Source organism: Oceanobacillus halophilus (assembly GCF_003628505.1).
GTDB lineage: Bacteria > Bacillota > Bacilli > Bacillales > Amphibacillaceae > Oceanobacillus > Oceanobacillus halophilus.
This window is the reverse complement of record NZ_RBZP01000012.1, coordinates 74,702-93,777: the sequence shown is the minus strand read 5'-3', so window position 1 is coordinate 93,777 and position 19,076 is coordinate 74,702. Positions and strand designations below refer to the sequence as shown.

Sequence of the window (19,076 nt, the reverse complement as noted above, 5' to 3'; positions counted from 1 at the left end):
TCCTCTCTTTTTATAGGCGCTCCTCTCTTTTTATAGGCGCTCCTCTCTTTTTATAGGCGCTCCTCTCTTTTTATAGGCGCTCCTCTCTTTTTATAGGCGTTCCTCTCTTTTTATAGGCGCTCCTTCCGTTTTATAGGCGCTCCTACCAATTTTATAGGCGCTCCTTCCGTTTTATAGGCGCTCCTTCCGTTTTATAGGCGCTCCTACCTTTTTATAGGCGCTCCTACCTTTTTATAGGCGCTCCTCTCTTTTTATAGGCGCTCCTACCTTTTTATAGGCGCTCCTACCTTTTTATAGGCGCTCCTACCTTTTTATAGGCGCTCCTACCTTTTTATAGGCGCTCCTACCTTTTTATAGGCGCTACTCACTTTTTATAGGCGCTCCTCTCTTTTTATAGGCGCTCCTCTTTTTTTATAGGCGCTCCTCTTTTCTAAATCTTTAGTTTTATCCTATATTTACTCTGCTTTCTACTCCCAATTAAAGAATACCCTTCTTTTTTCATTATCCTTTTTATGACATCTGCTGAGTCTACTTTCAAAAAATATCGTAATTGCCGGTTGGTTATAAAGTCACCTACAATCAGTTTTAAATCATTTAAAGCTGGAATATGCGCAGTATTGGAATAACATTTACATTTTTGACAGAACCATTTCCTTCTATCTCTATCCATCGGCACAGCTCCACATTCCGTGCAGAAAACTCCTCTAATTAGATCCCCTACACTCATTTGATACTTCTCCAGCAGATCAATTTCAGGAGGGACGTGAGCTTCCTTCAATGCGTTGGCGATTGTTAACAGCTCCTTCGTTGGTAACATTTTTTTGTTATATTTTTCTTCAAACTTCTGAATTCTAAACAAGAGCTCATTATTATGAATTACTTCGTGCGGAATGTTTATGTTTGGTGAAGATGAGGTGATGATTGTTTTTGGGTAGCTAATGTCAACAAGGTATTCTGTTGGTAGTTGAGGGAATCCGTGATTATGAAGCCATTTTTGAAGGCGGTAGACTTGTGTTTTTGCTTGGGAAACTGGATTATCAAATCCTTCTTCCTTGCCATCTTGGGTGCGACGGGTCACCTGACCATTTTGTCCAAATATGACAGTGCCCAGCCAGTTTTTCACTTCAACGTCTAGATTAAAATATGCGGACATGAGTAGCGAATCAATTTGAAAGAAGCCGTTGTCATCTTCCAATCGCAAGTTATGCAATTCGAGATATTTCTGTTCATCTAAAAAACCTAATGAGTAATCCACCTGTTTTTCCCCATTTACTTCTGAATATTTCTTTTTAAGATCAATTGATACATTCTCCTTTTCTGGATGAGATGCAGGTGTTCTCCTATTTAGTGCCTCGAGTCTCATTATTTCCTTTTCTTTGTCACGTTCTTTAATAATCGTGATAATCCTCTCCTTTCTGTTCAAGGTTTAGGATTCGACATAAAATGATTTTTTCCTTCTTTTTTATAAAAAAAATAAAGCACCCACTTCAGGTACTTTACTTAATCACTTCTATAAAACCTCGTAACTGTTCTTTTTTCGGTTTTTTTGGAACTTGATGATGGTGACGGCATCTTGGCTCATAAGATTCCGATGCACCGACTAAGATGATTGGATCATCATATGATGCTGGCTTGCCATTAATAAGGCGTTGTGTACGGCTGGCAGGTGAGCCGCAAACTGGGCAAATGGCGTTCAATTTCGTTACAGATTCACTGATGGCCATTAACTTAGGCATTGGCCCGAATGGCTCCCCGCGAAAGTCTGTATCTAAACCAGCTGCAATTACACGAATCCCTTTATTTGCAAGCTCTTCAGCAATTTCAACGATATCTTCATCGAAAAATTGTGCTTCATCGATTCCCACAATATCTATATTTTCATTGACATGTTCTAGTATTTCCTCTGATCGATTGATTGGCTTTGCAACAGTCGATGTTCCATTATGAGAAACAACAGCTGTATCATTATAGCGATTATCGATAGCAGGTTTAAACACAAGGACTGACATATTTGCATAAGTAGCACGGCGGACGCGGCGTATTAATTCCTCTGATTTACCGGAAAACATACTTCCGCAAATAACTTCTAGCCAACCGCTCTGTTTCATAACATACATAGTAGAGAACCCCTCGCTTTTCGTTTTTCCCGCATCAAATTGCAGATATTAAAGTGAAACTGCAATAAATGCCCGCTTTAAGAGCAAAGCTAGTAACGTTTGCAGCGCCTCGTAATCACACATTCAGCTCTTATGGGCTGTTAGGACATACCTTTATGGTGCTAACATTTTGCAGGAAAACTACCCACAGAATGACGTTTCACTTTATGTACATTACATAGTTTACCACGAAAATCTTTATATTTGAAAACTAATATTTGGCAAATTAAATACTAATTAAAAAGTAAAAACAGGCAAAATGTCGACATTTTGCCTGTCCTTAAGATGGAATCTTATTCCAGTTGTATCAAGCAAGTTCCGCCTGCCAGATGGCAAGTTTCCCTTTTTATTTCATATTATATTTCTTCTTGAATCGATCCACACGGCCGCCGACTTTATCAGCTTTTTGCTTACCAGTGTAGAATGGGTGTGAATCTGAGCTGATTTCAACTTTAATTAATGGGTATGTGTTGCCATCTTCCCATTCAATTGTTTCGTTAGATGATTTTGTTGAACCAGTCAAGAATTTGAAGTCAGAGCTAGTATCTAAAAATACTACTTTTCTGTACTCAGGATGAATTCCGTTTTTCATTATTTCCACTCCTTCTGCCCTGAATCCCTTGGAAACAGAGTTATTTTAAGAGGTAGTTCAAAGAGTCCGGTAAAAATGACACGTCGAATTTCTTCGTTGGCTTGCTTTTCCGTTCCTCATGTATATAAAGCATACATTGCAGTACTCAAAGCTGCGCCGCCTCGAACTTCTTGGTCCTTTTTATCCTCCTTTTTGAACATACATTTTAAGAGCCGTATGAGGTATAAAACCTTATCTAAACTCACATAAAGAGATTATACCAGTCTGAACTGCGGTTTGCAAGTGGCTCTTTTCATATTTATCGACTCTTTTTATAAGTATTGATGCTTTATAATTACGAAGGATATAAAAGAAGTTGCGTATAATCTGAGTTCATAGTAGTTTGCTTAAACCCGCTACGGAAATACACTACGCTTTCCGTGGGCGCTGCTGAGCCTACTCCGAGCTATCGCTCTCCGCAGTCTCACCTAGGCTTTTCTTCCCACAGGAGTCTCCGTGTATTTCCTCCGCTATGTTGTCTACTCTATTTTTATAAGCTATTTTCACTGATGATAACTGTCATTCACATGATTATATGAGTTATAACCTCAAAAATTCTTGTGCACCTATCAAAGGGAAGGCAGAATACGGAGACTCCTCGAAAATAAAAAGCAATTGTCTTCATTCGATGTAATGCTGCCGGAGCAAATATCAACGAGGGCAACACTATTCTATGTCCACAGTCTATACAAAACCCAACTACATCTACTTTCTCATCCCTTTTCGCTTCAGCTCATCTTCTATCGATTGATAAAATTCTTCATTTGATTTCGATGATTTTAGTTTTCTTAAGAAGCGATCAAGGAAGTCATGGGAATCTTGCATGGTTTTGCGGATCATCCACATGGTTTCAAGGTTTTCTTTTGGTACAAGTAGTTCTTCTTTTCGTGTACCGGATTTGAGAATATCAATCGCAGGGAAGATTCGGCGTTCTGCCAGGTTACGGTCGAGATGTAATTCCATGTTCCCTGTACCTTTGAATTCTTCATAAATAACATCATCCATACGTGAACCTGTATCCACTAATGCAGTTGCTAAGATAGTAAAACTTCCGCCTTCTTCAATGTTTCTCGCCGCACCGAAGAAGCGTTTTGGCCGGTGGAATGCTGCTGGATCAATACCACCTGATAACGTACGGCCGCTTGGTGGAATGACTAAGTTATAAGCACGAGCCAAACGAGTGATACTATCCATTAGAACAATAACATCGCGTTTATGTTCAACTAATCGCATCGCACGTTCCAGTACTAACTCCGAAACCTTGATATGACTTTCAGGAACTTCATCAAACGTTGAACTAACCACATCGACATCCGAACTTACTGAGCGTTCAATATCTGTCACTTCTTCTGGACGCTCATCCACTAATAATATAATGAGTTTTGCATGAGGGTGGTTTCTTGTAATGCTGTTGGCAATTTCTTTTAGGAGCATCGTTTTCCCTGCTTTTGGAGGAGCAACAATAAGCCCACGCTGACCAAATCCAACCGGTGTCATTAAATCCATGATACGTGTGGATAATTTATTCGGTTCTGTTTCTAACTGCATAAACCGATCAGGATACAAGGCTGTTAACGCTGGAAAGTGAACACGTTCTTTTGCCGTTTCTGGGTCTTCACTGTTGACCGCATCCACATGCAATAGACCATAATACCGTTCATTTTCTTTAGGAGGTCTTACTTTACCTGAAACTTTATCTCCATTTCTTAAATCAAAGCGACGAATTTGTGATGCAGAGATATAAATATCTTCAGCACTTGGAGAGTAATTAATCGGTCTTAGGAATCCGAATCCTTCTGAGGGAATAATCTCTAGAATACCATCCATAAATAAGTAACCATCTTTTTCTGCTTGCGCCTTTAAGATAGAAAATATGAGTTCTTTCTTGGTTAATTTTGCATAATAGGATACTCTGTATTCCTTCGCTAATGCATATAGTTCTTTTAATGTTAATGTCTCTAATTGAGAGATTGTTAAGCTAGACATTTTCTTTAATCACCACGCCTATTCATTTTTCATCTTGATAGCTCCCTCAAACGTTGGGAATTCCCCTATGTTGAAACGAGTCATTCAAGATATTTTAGTATTTTGAAAAATTGAGTCATCGCCACGAACAGGCTACCCATCTGATTTTCTGAATTAAAAATATAAAATATTATTCCGTTTAAAAAATGATTGATATTCCACTTCTTTATGGAAGGTAGTTCCTTTTTGAAGAAATGTAGATTATACAGAAGCACTAACAGAAGTATGATCACCTTTGGAAACGGTTTCTATCGTTTCCTATAAACCATTTAACAGCGGTCAAATCGGATAATTTTATAGTTGCCAAGTTAGAATCATATTAAACATTTACTATATTACCTTTTACTTGCACATTATTCAATACTATATTCAAGAAAGTCTATTTATTTTTATTTGAGGTTTTGATTGTTAGTTAGAGGCAATCTCTAGATTCATAGTTTCCGTATCTTTAGAAGGGAAGCCGTGGCTATTCTAGGGCTTCCCTTTCTATCATTTCAGAAAACTGTCTATTTAATCACTAAGTTTGGTTTTTTCTGCAGGCTATGTGCACCATCAATAAATCGAACGGTACCACTTTTTGCTCGCATGACAACGGTTTGCGTCGTTGCTTTGGAGCCTTTAAATTGAACACCTTTTAGAAGTTCGCCATCTGTAACTCCTGTAGCAGCAAAAATTGCGTCATCTCCGCTACAAAAATCATTCATATAGAATACCTGATCCAAATCGGTGATTCCCATTTTCTTGCAACGAAGAACTTCTTCATCATTTGACGGAACAAGTTTGCCTTGCATTTCTCCACCTAAACATTTCAAAGCAGCTGCAGCGATAACTCCTTCAGGTGCACCACCACTTCCTAAAAGAATATCAACACCTGTATCTTCAAAAGCGGTGTTAATTGCTGCGGCAACATCACCATTTGGTATGAGCTTAATTCTTGCCCCTGCATCGCGAATATCCTGAATTAATTGGGCATGTCTTTCCCGGTCAAGAACTGTGACAACCAAATCTTCTACCTCTTTATTTTTCGCTTTGGCAACAGCTCTTAAATTATCAATAACGGGGGCATTAATGTCAATCTTTCCAACCGCTTCCGGCCCTACCGCAATTTTATCCATGTACATATCCGGAGCATGGAGAAGTGTACCTTTGTCTGCAATCGCAATAACAGCAAGAGCATTCCATGTACCTTGGGCAACGATTTCCGTACCTTCCAGTGGATCCACTGCCACATCAACTCCTGGTCCTTCTCCGGATCCAAGTTTTTCACCTATATAAAGCATTGGTGCTTCATCCATTTCTCCTTCACCAATAACAACTGTTCCTTGCATAGGAATCGTATCAAACACGGTGCGCATTGCTGTTGTTGCTGCATCATCTGCTTCGTCTTTCACGCCTCTTCCCATCCATCTCGCGGATGCTAAGGCAGCTGCTTCTGTAACACGAACTAATTCCATTGATAAACTTCTTTCCATATTGGCCCTCTCCCTTTTTGTAAAAGTATCCTCATCCCAAAAGGATACAATCATAAGCCAATTCTATGGTGTCTACTTAAGGAATTTCGATATCAACTTCAAAAAATCCTTTAAAAATGCTTAAAAAGTTTGATTTAGTGCTTTTTTTCTTACATTTTATGAGTTTTGAAATTGAATGATTTCTTTTTCTGTCATTTCTTCGCGCCAGATATTGGCACCGAGGCTTCTTAATTTATCTGTTATGTTTTCATATCCTCGGTCTATATGGTCTACACCCGTTATTTCTGTGATACCATTAGCCATTAATCCTGCAACAATTAGAGCTGCACCGGCTCGGAGATCGGTAGCTTTTACTTTGGCTCCATTCATTTGAACTGGCCCTGATACAATGACCGAACCGCCTTCTACTTTAATGGATGCATTCATTCTTCTCAATTCATCGATGTGTTTCAGGCGAGCAGAGTAAATGGTATCCGTCACTACTCCTGTTGTTCCTGCCTTCGTTAACAGCGATGTAAAAGGTTGCTGCAAATCAGTAGGGAAACCAGGATATACCAAGGTTTTGATATCCACGCTTTTCAGCGGTCCTTGTGGTGCGATTAGCAGTTTCTCATCACTTTCTTCTAACCTTACTCCCATTTCTCTGAGCTTGGCAAGTAATGCTTCAATATGATTCGTTATAACGTTATCGATAATGACTTCTTTTCCTTGCGCTGCTGCGGCAATCGCGTATGTACCAGCTTCAATTCGGTCAGGAATAATCGTATGTCTGCAACCATGCAGTTCAGGAACTCCCTCAATACGAATAACATCTGTCCCAACCCCTTTGATTTTGGCTCCCATGTTTGTTAGCAAGGTAGCAACATCAATAATTTCGGGTTCTTTCGCTGCATTTTCAATGACTGTTTTTCCTTTTGCTTTAACAGCTGCAAGCATGATATTAATCGTTGCACCAACACTGACAACGTCCAAATAAATCCTTGCTCCTCGTAGTTCATCGGCACGCAAGTAGATAGCACCTTGCTCATTCGTTACCTCGGCACCAAGAGCTTCAAATCCTTTAATATGCTGATCAATTGGACGCGGCCCTAAGAAACAGCCTCCTGGTAGACCAATTACCGCTTTTTTAAATTTCCCCAACATGGCACCCATAAAATAGTAGGATGCGCGAAGCTTCTTCACCTTTCCATTTGGTAATGGCATCGCAACCATATTCTCTGGATTAACCGTAATGGTTTGGCCTTCCCAATTTACCGTACCACCAATTTCTTCTAATAAGTCACTTAATGTACCGACATCAGAGATTTCCGGTAATCCTTCGATGGTAACCGGTGAATTAGCTAGAATGGATGCTGGAAGAAGTGCCACCGCACTATTCTTTGCTCCACTAATTCGTACCTGGCCATTTAATACATGGCCACCTTCAATTAACATTTTTTGCATTCCAAACCCTCACTTTTAGAGGTTGTCCAATATGATTTGCTATTGGACACACGCCATTTCAAGTTGTATTGTTAGGAATGTTCAAAGGTCTAAAGAGAAGGGTTCCCTTCAACCTTTTGAACGGTTTCCACGCGAAATGTTTTCCGCCCTATTCCTATCATTAACGATATTTTTTTATTTCATTCATGTTTCTCTATTTTTGTTGGTTCCAATCTGCTAGGAACTTTTCAATCCCTTGATCAGTCAATGGATGCTTGACAAGTTGTGCTAAAACTTTGTACGGAATGGTGGCAATATGGGCACCATTTAATGCAGCATCAATAACATGTAATGGATGACGAATAGACGCAGCAATGATTTCTGTTCCTATGCTATGTTTCTCGAAAATCTCATAAATGGTATTGATTAACGTCATGCCGTCATGCCCAATATCATCTAATCTTCCTAGGAATGGTGATACATACGTTGCACCCGCACGAGCTGCTAATAAAGCTTGGTTAGCATTAAAAATCAATGTAACATTTGTTTTAATATTTAAGTCGCTAAACGCTTTTACAGCCTTTAACCCTTCTAAAGTCATTGGTACTTTCACCGTAATATTCGGTGCAATAGCAGCTAATTCTTTTCCTTCTGCAATCATACCCTCTGCATCTTCCGCGATTACTTCCGCACTTACAGAACCACTCGTTACTTCAGAAGTAATTTCTTTCAGTCTGTCATGAAAAGACACACCCTCTTTTGCGACTAGACTTGGATTCGTTGTAACCCCTGCCAAAATTCCCAACTCATTAGCTGAGCGGATTTCATCAATGTTCGCTGTGTCAATGAAAAATTTCATATTTCTTCTCCCCCAATTCATTAATATAGAACAATAATCCTCTCGCCCTTGCTGCCTGAATCTATGTAGTTTTTTTCTAGACGTACATTTTCCTTTGTGCCTTTAATATATAATTTTAGCGACGGATGGGCAAGAGAAAACATTTGTCCATTCGTCGCTATTGGAATACAATTTTTTCAGATGAGGTCTATAGTCTCTCATCCAACTATGTTATTTACGCTTTTCCTGATGATCCAAACTCACGCATTTTACCAATAACCGTTTCTTTAATTGCTTCTGTTCCTGGTCCTAAGTATTTGCGTGGATCGTATAAGTTTGGTTTTTCTTCTAGAGTCTTACGCACGGCTTTTGTTTGCGCAAGTTGGTTTTCTGTATTTACGTTAATTTTAGCTGTCCCTAATGAAATAGCTTTTTGGATATCTTTCGTCGGAATGCCAGTACCACCATGTAATACTAATGGAACTTGAACTGCGTTAAGAATTTCTTCCATTTCTTTGAATCCTAAGTTAGGCTCTCCTTGGTACTCACCATGAACAGAACCTAATGCAGGAGCTAAGCAGTCCACGCCAGTTTCTGTAACAAGACGTTTACATTCTTCTGTATCAGCATACATAATACCACCGATAACGCCATCTTCTTCTCCACCAACAGTTCCTACTTCAGCTTCAACAGAAACTCCGTGAATATGAGCTAATTCAGTAACTTTACTAGTAGTTGCAATGTTTTCTTCGATTGGATCGTGAGAAGCATCAATCATTACAGAAGTAAATCCTGCATGAATAGCTTGTGCACACTTTTCAAAGCTTGAACCGTGGTCTAAATGGATTGCAACTGGAACGGTTGTACCATAAGATTCCATTGTAGCTTTAACCATTGCCACAACTACGTTAAATCCACCCATATATTTTCCAGCACCTTCAGATACACCTAAGATAACTGGGGATTTTTCAGCTTCTGCTGCTTGTAGAATTGCTTGAATATATTCTAGGTTATTGATATTGAATTGCCCTACCGCATAACCATTGTCTTTCCCTTTTTCAAGCATTTCTTTCATTGATACTAATGGCATTGAATATCCTCCTCTAGTGAATAAATTCACTTGTTTAAGTATTATTTTTTACACATTATAAGAATACCAACTAGACCCTTGGTGTGCAAGCATTAAAAAACAGCCCAAATATTCCATATATAATGTAAATTACAACGTTTTGCTTATAGAGGATATTTGTGAACATTAATCAATAATTGCTCTAACTTCCTCCACAAACTCATTTATATTAAATGGCTTTGCAATCATCTTTTTAACGAGTTTGAACTTACTTACCTCTGCCCCTAGGTTTTCAGCCAAACCACTCATTAAAATAGCTGGAACTTCTACATTTTCTTCTTCCATTTCACGTAATACTTGTGCCCCGTCCATAACTGGTATTTTATAATCTAATATAATTAAATCAAAATTTGCTTTATGTAGTTTCTCCAGCGCTTGTTTTCCTGTGGTTGCTTCTTCTACCTGATAACCTTCATTCTCGAGAACATCCGTTAATAATAACCGAATTCCTACTTGGTCATCAACGATTAATATTTGTCTTTTTACCAATTCACTTACCTCCCCTTTTTCTTTCCCCTATTAATTTTTCCCCTTAAGATAGTAAGATTCGATACACTTCCGACATTTTCCTGCTAATTCCGATAATTATCTCTGGAAAATTTTTCTAGTTTTAGAATGGTGGTTGAAAAAATCGGGGATTTTTTTGAAAAAGTAGTGGCCCCAAGCGAATACAAGGACTTCCCCATAGATACAAACGAGAGTTCAAACTGAAACACTTGTGGTAGGTAATTTATTTTTAATCTTTTAAAAAAACCCCGAACTATATGTTCGAGGTTGTGATTTATTTCTTCTTAAGCTTTTTGTTCTACAGAGGCACCGATGAATCCTTTGAATAGGGATTGTGCTCTGGTTGGGCGTGATGTGAATTCTGGGTGGAATTGGCATGCTACAAACCATGGGTGGTCTTTTAGTTCAATGGTTTCAACGAGTCGGCCATCCGGACTTGTCCCTGAGAAGATAAATCCTTCTGCTTCCATCTGTTCACGATATTCATTGTTAAACTCATAACGATGACGGTGACGCTCTTCAATCACATCCGCTCCATCATAAGCAGCTTGTGTTTTTGTGCCCTCTTTTAATTTACATGGATAGGCACCAAGGCGAAGGGTTCCACCTAAATCTTCTATTTCTTTTTGTTCTGGTAGTAAATCAATAATTGGATGAGGAGTACGCGGATCAATTTCTGCTGAGTGCGCTCCTTCTAGCCCTAATACATTACGAGCAAATTCTACTGATGCTAGTTGCATTCCAAGGCAAATTCCGAAAAATGGTTTGTTGTTTTCTCGCGCATAACGAATGGCTGAAATTTTCCCTTCGATACCGCGATCACCAAATCCACCTGGAACGATGACACCATCCACTTTATCTAATTCCTCTTTGATACCTTCTTCCGTTAATTTCTCTGAATTAATCCAGTGAACATTAATGTCTGCATCATATACATAACCTGCATGTTTCAATGATTCTACAACAGAAAGGTATGCATCTGGCAATTCCACATATTTTCCAACTAATCCGATATCAATTGTCTTGGAAAGGTTTCTAACTTTAGAAATAAGTTCTTTCCACTCTCCCATTTCCGGTTCTCCACATTCCAAACCAAAATGATTACACGTTAATTCATCTAGTCCTTGCTCCTGTAAAGTAATAGGAATTTGATATAACGTATCTGCATCTGGCATTTCAATTACTGCACGTTCGTTAATATCACAGAATAAAGAAATTTTCTCTTTCATTTCTTTGCTTACCGATTGTTCTGTTCGTAAAACAATCACATCTGGTTGAATCCCTAGTGAACGCAATTCTTTCACACTATGTTGCGTCGGTTTTGTTTTTAATTCACCAGCAGCTTTAATGTATGGGATTAATGTACAGTGAATATACATGACACTATTTCTTCCGACTTCATTCTTAATTTGACGTATTGCTTCTAAGAATGGCAAGGATTCAATGTCACCAACTGTTCCACCAATTTCCGTTATGACAACATCCGCTTTCGTTGCTTCCCCAGCACGAAAAACCTGATCCTTAATTTCATTTGTAATATGAGGGATAACTTGTACAGTTCCACCTAAATAATCTCCGCGTCTTTCTTTTTTGATGACACTGGAATAGACTTTACCTGTCGTAATATTGCTATACTGATTTAAATTAATATCAATAAAACGTTCATAATGTCCTAAATCTAAATCTGTCTCCGCTCCATCATGTGTTACGAATACTTCTCCATGCTGGTAAGGACTCATGGTTCCTGGGTCAACATTGAGATATGGGTCAAATTTTTGAATCGTTACTTTTAACCCACGATTTTTTAATAAACGTCCTAATGATGCAGCTGTTATTCCTTTTCCTAGGGAAGAAACAACCCCACCCGTAACAAAAATATACTTCGTCACAATTAATCCCTCTTTCTCTTTGCTAGTTAAAACTTATTTTGTACCAAAATATAAATATAATAAGAGCATAAAAAATCTATTCCTAAACGGAAAAAATCTGCGGTAATCAAATCATTTCGACCATTCCCTGTTTTCACTGGGAATACCAAAAAATGACTACACAGATTGCGATACAGGAGGCAGGCCAGGAATCCCCTGATACTAACCCCCCAAAAAATAAAAAGCGCCTCCCCACGTATAAGGGAGACGCTATGATTTAATTTATAGAGCCCAAGTAAAATTGTACTCATTTGATCTTAAAAAGTCAATAACTGTTTTTAGAAATAAAAATCCTTTAGCTAACATCCTTTAAACAAAGCTTTTTGGTGAGTTAATGTCCTTAAGTTAATAAAAAGAAGAACCCATTGCAGGTCCTTCTTCATGGAAAAGCAGTGTGTTATTTTTCTTCTTTGTCGTCTGAGTCAACATCGTCCTCGTCATCATCAAATTCTTCATCGATGTCTTCCTCTTCTAGTTCATCATCATCATCAAAATCATTGTAATCCTCGAGTTCATCATCGTCTAAATCATCTTCTAAATCGTCGTCTTCCAAGTCATCAAGGTCATCGTCCAGGTCGTCTTCGTGAAGGTCTTCCTCATCAAAAACATCTTCTTCCACTTCAGGAATTTCTTCAGCAACACGTTTTTTCTTCTTCGTAGCTTTTTTCTTCTTTTTCTTTTTAGGAGTATGTACCTCTTCATCAGCTTGCTCAATCGGATACCAACGTTTCAAACCCCACATATTTGATCCAAGTGTTGTAAAACGTCCATCCACATTTAAATCTGTATAAAATTGCGCAATATAATCTTCTTTTTCTTCTTGCGTTAATCCCTTTATATCTGCAATTCTTTTAAATAGTTCTTGGAATTCTAATGCCTTTCTTTCGTCCTTTAAAATTACACTTGCCAATTCCAGCATTGACATATCTTCAATTTGCTCGCGGCTATAATCTTTTAAGCTCACGGTAAGCACTCCCTTTATTTGTAATAAAAAATATATACTATTTCTACTAGCTGGTTCATCATCATAGTGACCTTGTCCAGCTTAAAATGTGTCTCTGACACGGCACCTTAAGATTACCTATTAAAAACCTATTCATTATCTAACTATATCATTTTTTCCTTATCAATAAACATACCTAACATTATAAACAATTCTATAGCGATTATGCCATATTTTAGCACAAAAAAGTTGAGAAAATAACATCTTCTCAACTTTTTACATTTATGTCAGTGAAAGAACAGGCGTATATGGACATGAAGCAAATGGTTTGATTGGATGAGCGTTTGTTGTGGAGGTTAGGGCGTTTGTTCTGGTTAATAGGCGTTCTTCCGGTGTTTATAGGCGCTCCTTCAGGTTTATAGGCGCTCCTTCAAGTTTATAGGCGCTCCTTCAAGTTTATAGGCGCTCCTCCATGTTTATAGGCGCTCCTTCAAGTTTATAGGCGCTCCTTCAAGTTTATAGGCGCTCCTTCAAGTTTATAGGCGCTCCTTCAAGTTTATAGGCGCTCCTTCAAGTTTATAGGCGCTCCTTCAAGTTTATAGGCGCTCCTTCAAGTTTATAGGCGCTCCTTCAAGTTTATAGGCGCTCCTTCAAGTTTATAGGCGCTCCTCCAAGTTTATAGGCGCTCCTCCAAGTTTATAGGCGCTCCTCCAAGTTTATAGGCGCTCCTTCAAGTTTATAGGCGCTCCTCCAAGTTTATAGGCGCTCCTTCAGTTTTATAGGCGCTCCTCCTGGTTTATAGGCGCTCCTTCAGTTTTATAGGCGCTCCTCCTGGTTTATAGGCGCTCCTCCAGATTTACAGGAGCGCCCCCACACAATCAACTACATATTCCGTCTATACTGTCCACCCACTTCATAAAGAGCCTGTGTAATTTGGCCAAGGCTTGCTACTTTGACGGTTTCCATGAGTTCTTCAAAAATATTGCCGCCGGATGTTGCTACTTCCTTCAAGCGGTTAAGTGCATCTTCCGTATATGCTTTATTTCTTTCCTGGAATTTGCGGAGTTCTTTGATTTGATGTTCTTTTTCCTCTTTCGTTGCTCGCGCAAGTTCCATGGAGTCGATATCATCTTCTGATGGCGGGTTCGGGTTCAGATACGTATTCACCCCAACAATTGGTAGTTCGCCGGAATGTTTCTTGCCTTCATAATACAAGGATTCTTCTTGAATTTTTCCACGTTGGTATTGGCGTTCCATCGCTCCGAGCACACCACCACGGTCATTCATTCGTTCAAACTCCTGAAGAACCGCTTCCTCTACTAAATCAGTTAATTCTTCCACAATAAATGATCCTTGTAATGGATTTTCATTCTTTGTTAAGCCAAATTCTTTATTAATGATCATTTGAATGGCCATGGCACGTCTTACAGATTCTTCTGTTGGTGTTGTGATAGCTTCATCATAAGCATTCGTATGCAAGGAATTCGTATTATCCTGAATCGCTAACAATGCTTGTAATGTGGTACGAATATCATTAAAGTCAATTTCCTGCGCATGCAGGGAGCGACCTGATGTTTGAATATGATACTTCAATTTCTGGCTGCGCTCATTGGCACCATATTTGTCTCGCATCACGATGGACCAAATTCTTCTAGCCACACGACCGATGACTGTATACTCTGGATCTAACCCATTGGAGAAGAAAAATGATAGATTCGGTGCGAATTTATTAATGTCCATTCCTCTGCTTAGATAGTACTCAACATACGTAAAGCCATTGGCGAGTGTAAAAGCTAGCTGCGTAATTGGATTTGCTCCAGCTTCTGCAATATGGTATCCAGAAATAGAAACGGAGTAATAATTCCGGACATTGTGATCGATAAAGTACTTCTGAATATCTCCCATCATACGAAGCGCAAACTCTGTTGAGAAAATACAGGTATTTTGTCCCTGATCCTCTTTCAGAATATCTGCTTGCACCGTCCCTCTTGCAACAGATACCGTTTCTGCTTTAATCTTTTCGTATTCCGCACGACTTGGTTCTCTTCCTTGTTCTTCCTTAAATTTCTCCACTTGCTGATCAATCGCTGTATTGAAAAACATCGCTAAAATGATTGGTGCTGGGCCATTGATTGTCATGGAAACGGAGGTCATTGGATTTGTTAAATCAAATCCGTCATAAAGTTTTTTCATGTCATCAAGCGTACAAATATTAACTCCACTCTCACCTATTTTTCCATAAATATCTGGGCGATAATCTGGATCTTCTCCGTATAAGGTTACAGAGTCAAATGCCGTAGAAAGACGTTTTGCCTCATCGTTTCTTGAAAGATAATGGAACCGGCGATTGGTACGTTCTGGTGTACCTTCTCCAGCAAACTGGCGTGTTGGATCTTCCCCTTTTCGTTTAAACGGGAAAACACCTGCTGTAAACGGAAATGCACCTGGCACATTTTCCTTTAAAAGCCACTTCAAACGCTCGCCCCAATCATGGTATTTAGGAAAAGCAACCTTAGGAATCTTTGTCCCGGAAATGGATTCTGTTATAATATCCATTTCAATTTCTTTATCACGTACTTTAAATGACATTTTGTCTTGGTTGTATTCCTCTTGCTTATTGTCCCAAGAATCCAGCAATTTTTTCGCATGCGGATGAAGTTTCTCCTCGTATTGATTATACGTTTGATTTAATTTTCTTACGATATTTTCTTGATCAAACGTTTGTTTCTCATCTTCCACTGCTTCTGTTGCTGCCAATTCATTTTCTTTCTTTTGATCAAACGTTTGATTGATTAGCTCAATCCCCTCATCATTCGCGATGGTATGAATCGCACCTTGCAGCTGGTAAAGCTTGCGCGCTATTTCGCTTTGATTCTCTGCATCTTCATGGTATTTACGTATATATGCAGCAATTTCACGCAAATAATGGCGACGCTCGTTGGTTATAATAAGGTTTTGCTTTTCCGCAATCGTATGTCGGTCAAAGTCTACCGACACTTCCCAGTTGTACTTTTCATTGATCTTATCAATGAGTGATGCAAATAAGGCATTGGTCCCTTCATCATTAAATTGACTTGCAATTGTACCAAATACTGGGAATTTCTCTTTATCCTGTTTAAACAGCATACGGCTGCGCTCGAATTGTTTACGCACTTGATTCAAGGCATCCTCCGAACCCTTTTGTTCAAATTTATTAATCACAATAAAATCAGCAAAATCAATCATATCAATTTTTTCCAATTGGGTTGGTGCACCAAATTCAGCTGTCATGACATACATAGAAAGATCGGTTACATCGGTAATTGCTGCATCCCCTTGCCCAATTCCACTTGTTTCCACGATGATAAAGTCGTACCCAGATACTCGCACAACATCAATCACGTCTTGAATAGCTTTAGAAAGTTCACTACGAGAATCTCTTGTAGCAAGCGAACGCATATAAACACGATCGGAGAAAATGGCATTCATGCGAATACGGTCACCTAAAAGTGCTCCTCCTGTTTTCTTTTTCGTTGGATCAATGGAAATGATGGCTATTTTCTTATCAGGCACTTCATTCATAAACCGGCGAATTAATTCATCGGTTAACGAACTCTTCCCGGCCCCACCTGTACCAGTAATCCCAAGTACTGGCGTCTGGTCATTTCCTGTCTCCTGCAATTTTTTCAACACACGCTGTTTTTCATTTCTGTCCACTTGCTCAGATTCGACAAACGTTATAAACTTAGCAATCGCATGTCGATTCCCTTGTTCCAGTTTTTCAAAATCTTGTTCAATATCAATGGGTGGAAGGAAATCACACATTTCAATCATTTTGTTAATCATACCTTGAAGGCCGTATTTCCGACCATCTTCTGGAGAGAAAATCCAGGAAACGCCATATTCATGCAATTCTTTAATCTCTCGAGGGATGATAACCCCTCCACCACCACCAAATACTTTAATATGAGTCGCTCCAAGTTCATTCAATAAATCTATCATGTACTTAAAATACTCGACATGACCGCCTTGATAAGAGGATATCGCGATACCTTGCACATCCTCCTGAATGGCTGCATGAACGACTTCCTCTACTGAACGGTTATGTCCTAAATGAATAACCTCTGCCCCACTAGATTGCAAGATTCTTCTCATAATGTTAATGGATGCATCATGCCCGTCAAACAGGCTTGATGCTGTAACAAAGCGAACTGGGTTTTTCGGTTTGTAAATTTGTGGCTGCTCCATTCTTAATTTCCCCCTTTTCGTAAAGACTCATGTTCTCCTGGCAACATTTTTAATAGCATTGTAATTTGTAACTCAATGTACTCATCTAACGTAAATTGTTTTTGCAAGATCCATCTTCTGAATCCCCACATATGCCCTTCAATAAAAATATTATTGGCGATAAGTGATACTTCCTTTTTTGTTAATGGTTCTGGTACACAGTTAACTATTACCTTTTCCAGCATTCGGACCATGTCCTGCTCTTTTTGCAGAACATATTTTCTTGTTTCTTTCTTTAGGGATTTTACTTCCTGATAGAGTATCAGAATCTCTTCCTGCAGCTCATCCATTAAATAAAAGTAGGACTTCATCACGTTTATTAAATTTTCACGGGAAGGATGTTCTAAATCAAATGCGGACTCCACCCGCTCCCGAACTTGGTCATAGATAGCGTCGCAGGTAAGGAAAAGGATGTCTTCTTTCGTACGAATGTATTCATAAAGCGTTCCAATGCTAAAACCAGAAGCCTTGGCGATTTCTCTCGTTGTGGTGCGATGAAACCCTTTTTCTTTAAATAGCGTGATCGCACCTTTTATCATCTGGTCCCGGCGCATTTTAATAAGTTCCTGATCTTTCACACTGGAAACGATCTTATCTTTTTCCATCTACCACGGCCTCCTTCCACTTTTCCAGCCAATCCTTAGCAAGCCTATATGGATCAGCACTAGAGTCCATTGGCGGAAGGTCATCATTCGATTCGACGAAAGATTTCACCTCCCGCCATATCTCTTCTCGGATTAATTCATACACTTCTAATTCAAATTGTGCATTGCGTTTTTGTTTCCCTTCTTGTGTGGAATACAAGTATTCACGATGTTCTTTCACTTTTTCCCATAATTCATCAATGCCTTCATTTTGTGTAGTGATCGTCTTTACAATAGCTACTTTGTGCTCTTCTGTCGCTGTCATCATTACTAGCTCTCGGAGAAGTCGCTTCAGCTTGCCAACGCCATCCAGGTCTGCCTTATTGATTACAAACAGATCAGCAATTTCCATAATTCCTGCTTTAAAAATTTGCAGGACATCTCCACTGTTTGGCGTTAGAACAACGGCGGTTGTATCCACTATTTTCATAATGTCGAGCTCTGACTGACCGACACCAACAGTTTCCACAATGACTACATCAAATCCAAAGGCATCGCAAATTCGAACAGCATCCTTTGTTGCACGCGCCAACCCACCCAAACTTCCGCGGGTCGCCATGCTTCGAATGTATACCCCATCATCTGTAAAATGCTCATTCATCCGAACTCTGTCACCTAATAGTGCACCACCACTAAAGGGACTGGTTGGATCTACCGCTATCACTGCTACTGTTTTTCCTTCATTCCGGATATGTGTAATCAGCCGATTAACAAGAGAACTCTTCCCCGCTCCAGGTGACCCCGTCAATCCAACATAAAGCGCATGCTTTTTCAGTGAAAAAACATCACTAAGCATCTCGAGTTTATCTGGATGGTCATTTTCAACCATTGTGATGGCCCTTGCTAATGCACGCACATCCTTGTTCTTCATCCGTTCTACGATTTCATGCATGATGTACTTCCTTTCAAATTCACATTGCTAGAGGTTGATTTTTGGCTGGTTTATTGATTGATTTTGTGTTAGGGCCGATCGATTTGGCGTGGTATTTGCTCGTTTTTGAGGAGTGGGCGCGCGGTTTTGTGGCTGCCTCGCTCGTTTGCGCCGAGTGGGCGCGCGATTTTGTGGCTGCCTCGCTCGTTTGTACTGAGCGGTCGCGCGGTTTTGCTACTGCCTC

General features: G+C 39.4%; 14 protein-coding genes. All 14 read right to left on the bottom strand.

Going from position 1 to position 19,076, the window contains the following annotated elements; all coding sequences use genetic code 11:
• Positions 1–430: 430 nt before the first annotated feature.
• The 14 genes from D8M06_RS13810 to meaB all read right to left on the bottom strand — a co-directional run bounded on the left by D8M06_RS13810 (position 431) and on the right by meaB (position 18,853).
• Entirely contained in the window at positions 431–1,423 is a 993-nt protein-coding gene (locus D8M06_RS13810) for a nuclease-related domain-containing protein (RefSeq protein WP_121204992.1), read from the bottom strand.
• A 73-nt stretch (positions 1,424–1,496) separates the two neighbouring features.
• On the bottom strand, positions 1,497–2,117 hold the full coding sequence (locus tag D8M06_RS13805; RefSeq protein WP_121204991.1) for a thymidine kinase: 621 nt from the start codon (positions 2,115–2,117) through the stop codon (positions 1,497–1,499).
• A gap of 385 nt (positions 2,118–2,502) precedes the next feature.
• On the bottom strand, positions 2,503–2,748 hold the full coding sequence (locus D8M06_RS13800) for a type B 50S ribosomal protein L31 (RefSeq protein WP_121204990.1): 246 nt from the start codon (positions 2,746–2,748) through the stop codon (positions 2,503–2,505).
• 744 nt (positions 2,749–3,492) lie between these two features.
• Positions 3,493–4,773: a transcription termination factor Rho gene (gene rho, locus D8M06_RS13795; protein WP_121204989.1), complete on the bottom strand. Its 1,281-nt coding sequence runs from the start codon at positions 4,771–4,773 to the stop codon at positions 3,493–3,495.
• 545 nt (positions 4,774–5,318) lie between these two features.
• Positions 5,319–6,284 carry a class II fructose-bisphosphatase gene (gene glpX, locus D8M06_RS13790; RefSeq protein WP_121204988.1) on the bottom strand — a complete coding sequence of 322 codons (966 nt, stop codon included), beginning with the start codon at positions 6,282–6,284 and terminating at the stop codon, positions 5,319–5,321.
• 156 nt (positions 6,285–6,440) lie between these two features.
• Positions 6,441–7,727 carry a UDP-N-acetylglucosamine 1-carboxyvinyltransferase gene (locus D8M06_RS13785; protein WP_121204987.1) on the bottom strand — a complete coding sequence of 429 codons (1,287 nt, stop codon included), beginning with the start codon at positions 7,725–7,727 and terminating at the stop codon, positions 6,441–6,443.
• Positions 7,728–7,920: 193 nt separating this feature from the next.
• Entirely contained in the window at positions 7,921–8,565 is a 645-nt protein-coding gene (fsa, locus tag D8M06_RS13780; protein ID WP_121204986.1) for a fructose-6-phosphate aldolase, read from the bottom strand.
• Between the two features lie 214 nt (positions 8,566–8,779).
• Positions 8,780–9,634: a class II fructose-1,6-bisphosphate aldolase gene (gene fba / locus D8M06_RS13775; RefSeq protein ID WP_121204985.1), complete on the bottom strand. Its 855-nt coding sequence runs from the start codon at positions 9,632–9,634 to the stop codon at positions 8,780–8,782.
• A 165-nt stretch (positions 9,635–9,799) separates the two neighbouring features.
• Entirely contained in the window at positions 9,800–10,162 is a 363-nt protein-coding gene (locus D8M06_RS13770) for a response regulator (RefSeq protein WP_121204984.1), read from the bottom strand.
• Positions 10,163–10,464: 302 nt separating this feature from the next.
• Positions 10,465–12,069, bottom strand: coding sequence for a CTP synthase (locus tag D8M06_RS13765; protein ID WP_121204983.1), 1,605 nt, complete (start codon positions 12,067–12,069; stop codon positions 10,465–10,467).
• Positions 12,070–12,505: 436 nt separating this feature from the next.
• Complete coding sequence (gene rpoE, locus D8M06_RS13760) at positions 12,506–13,072, bottom strand: DNA-directed RNA polymerase subunit delta (RefSeq protein ID WP_121204982.1); 567 nt, start codon at positions 13,070–13,072, stop codon at positions 12,506–12,508.
• 861 nt (positions 13,073–13,933) lie between these two features.
• Positions 13,934–17,278, bottom strand: coding sequence for a methylmalonyl-CoA mutase family protein (locus tag D8M06_RS13755; RefSeq protein WP_121204981.1), 3,345 nt, complete (start codon positions 17,276–17,278; stop codon positions 13,934–13,936).
• Between the two features lie 2 nt (positions 17,279–17,280).
• On the bottom strand, positions 17,281–17,922 hold the full coding sequence (locus D8M06_RS13750) for a TetR/AcrR family transcriptional regulator (RefSeq protein ID WP_121204980.1): 642 nt from the start codon (positions 17,920–17,922) through the stop codon (positions 17,281–17,283).
• On the bottom strand, positions 17,909–18,853 hold the full coding sequence (gene meaB, locus D8M06_RS13745) for a methylmalonyl Co-A mutase-associated GTPase MeaB (RefSeq protein WP_121204979.1): 945 nt from the start codon (positions 18,851–18,853) through the stop codon (positions 17,909–17,911). The genes D8M06_RS13750 and meaB overlap by 14 nt, the downstream gene beginning before the upstream one ends.
• Positions 18,854–19,076 lie beyond the last annotated feature (223 nt).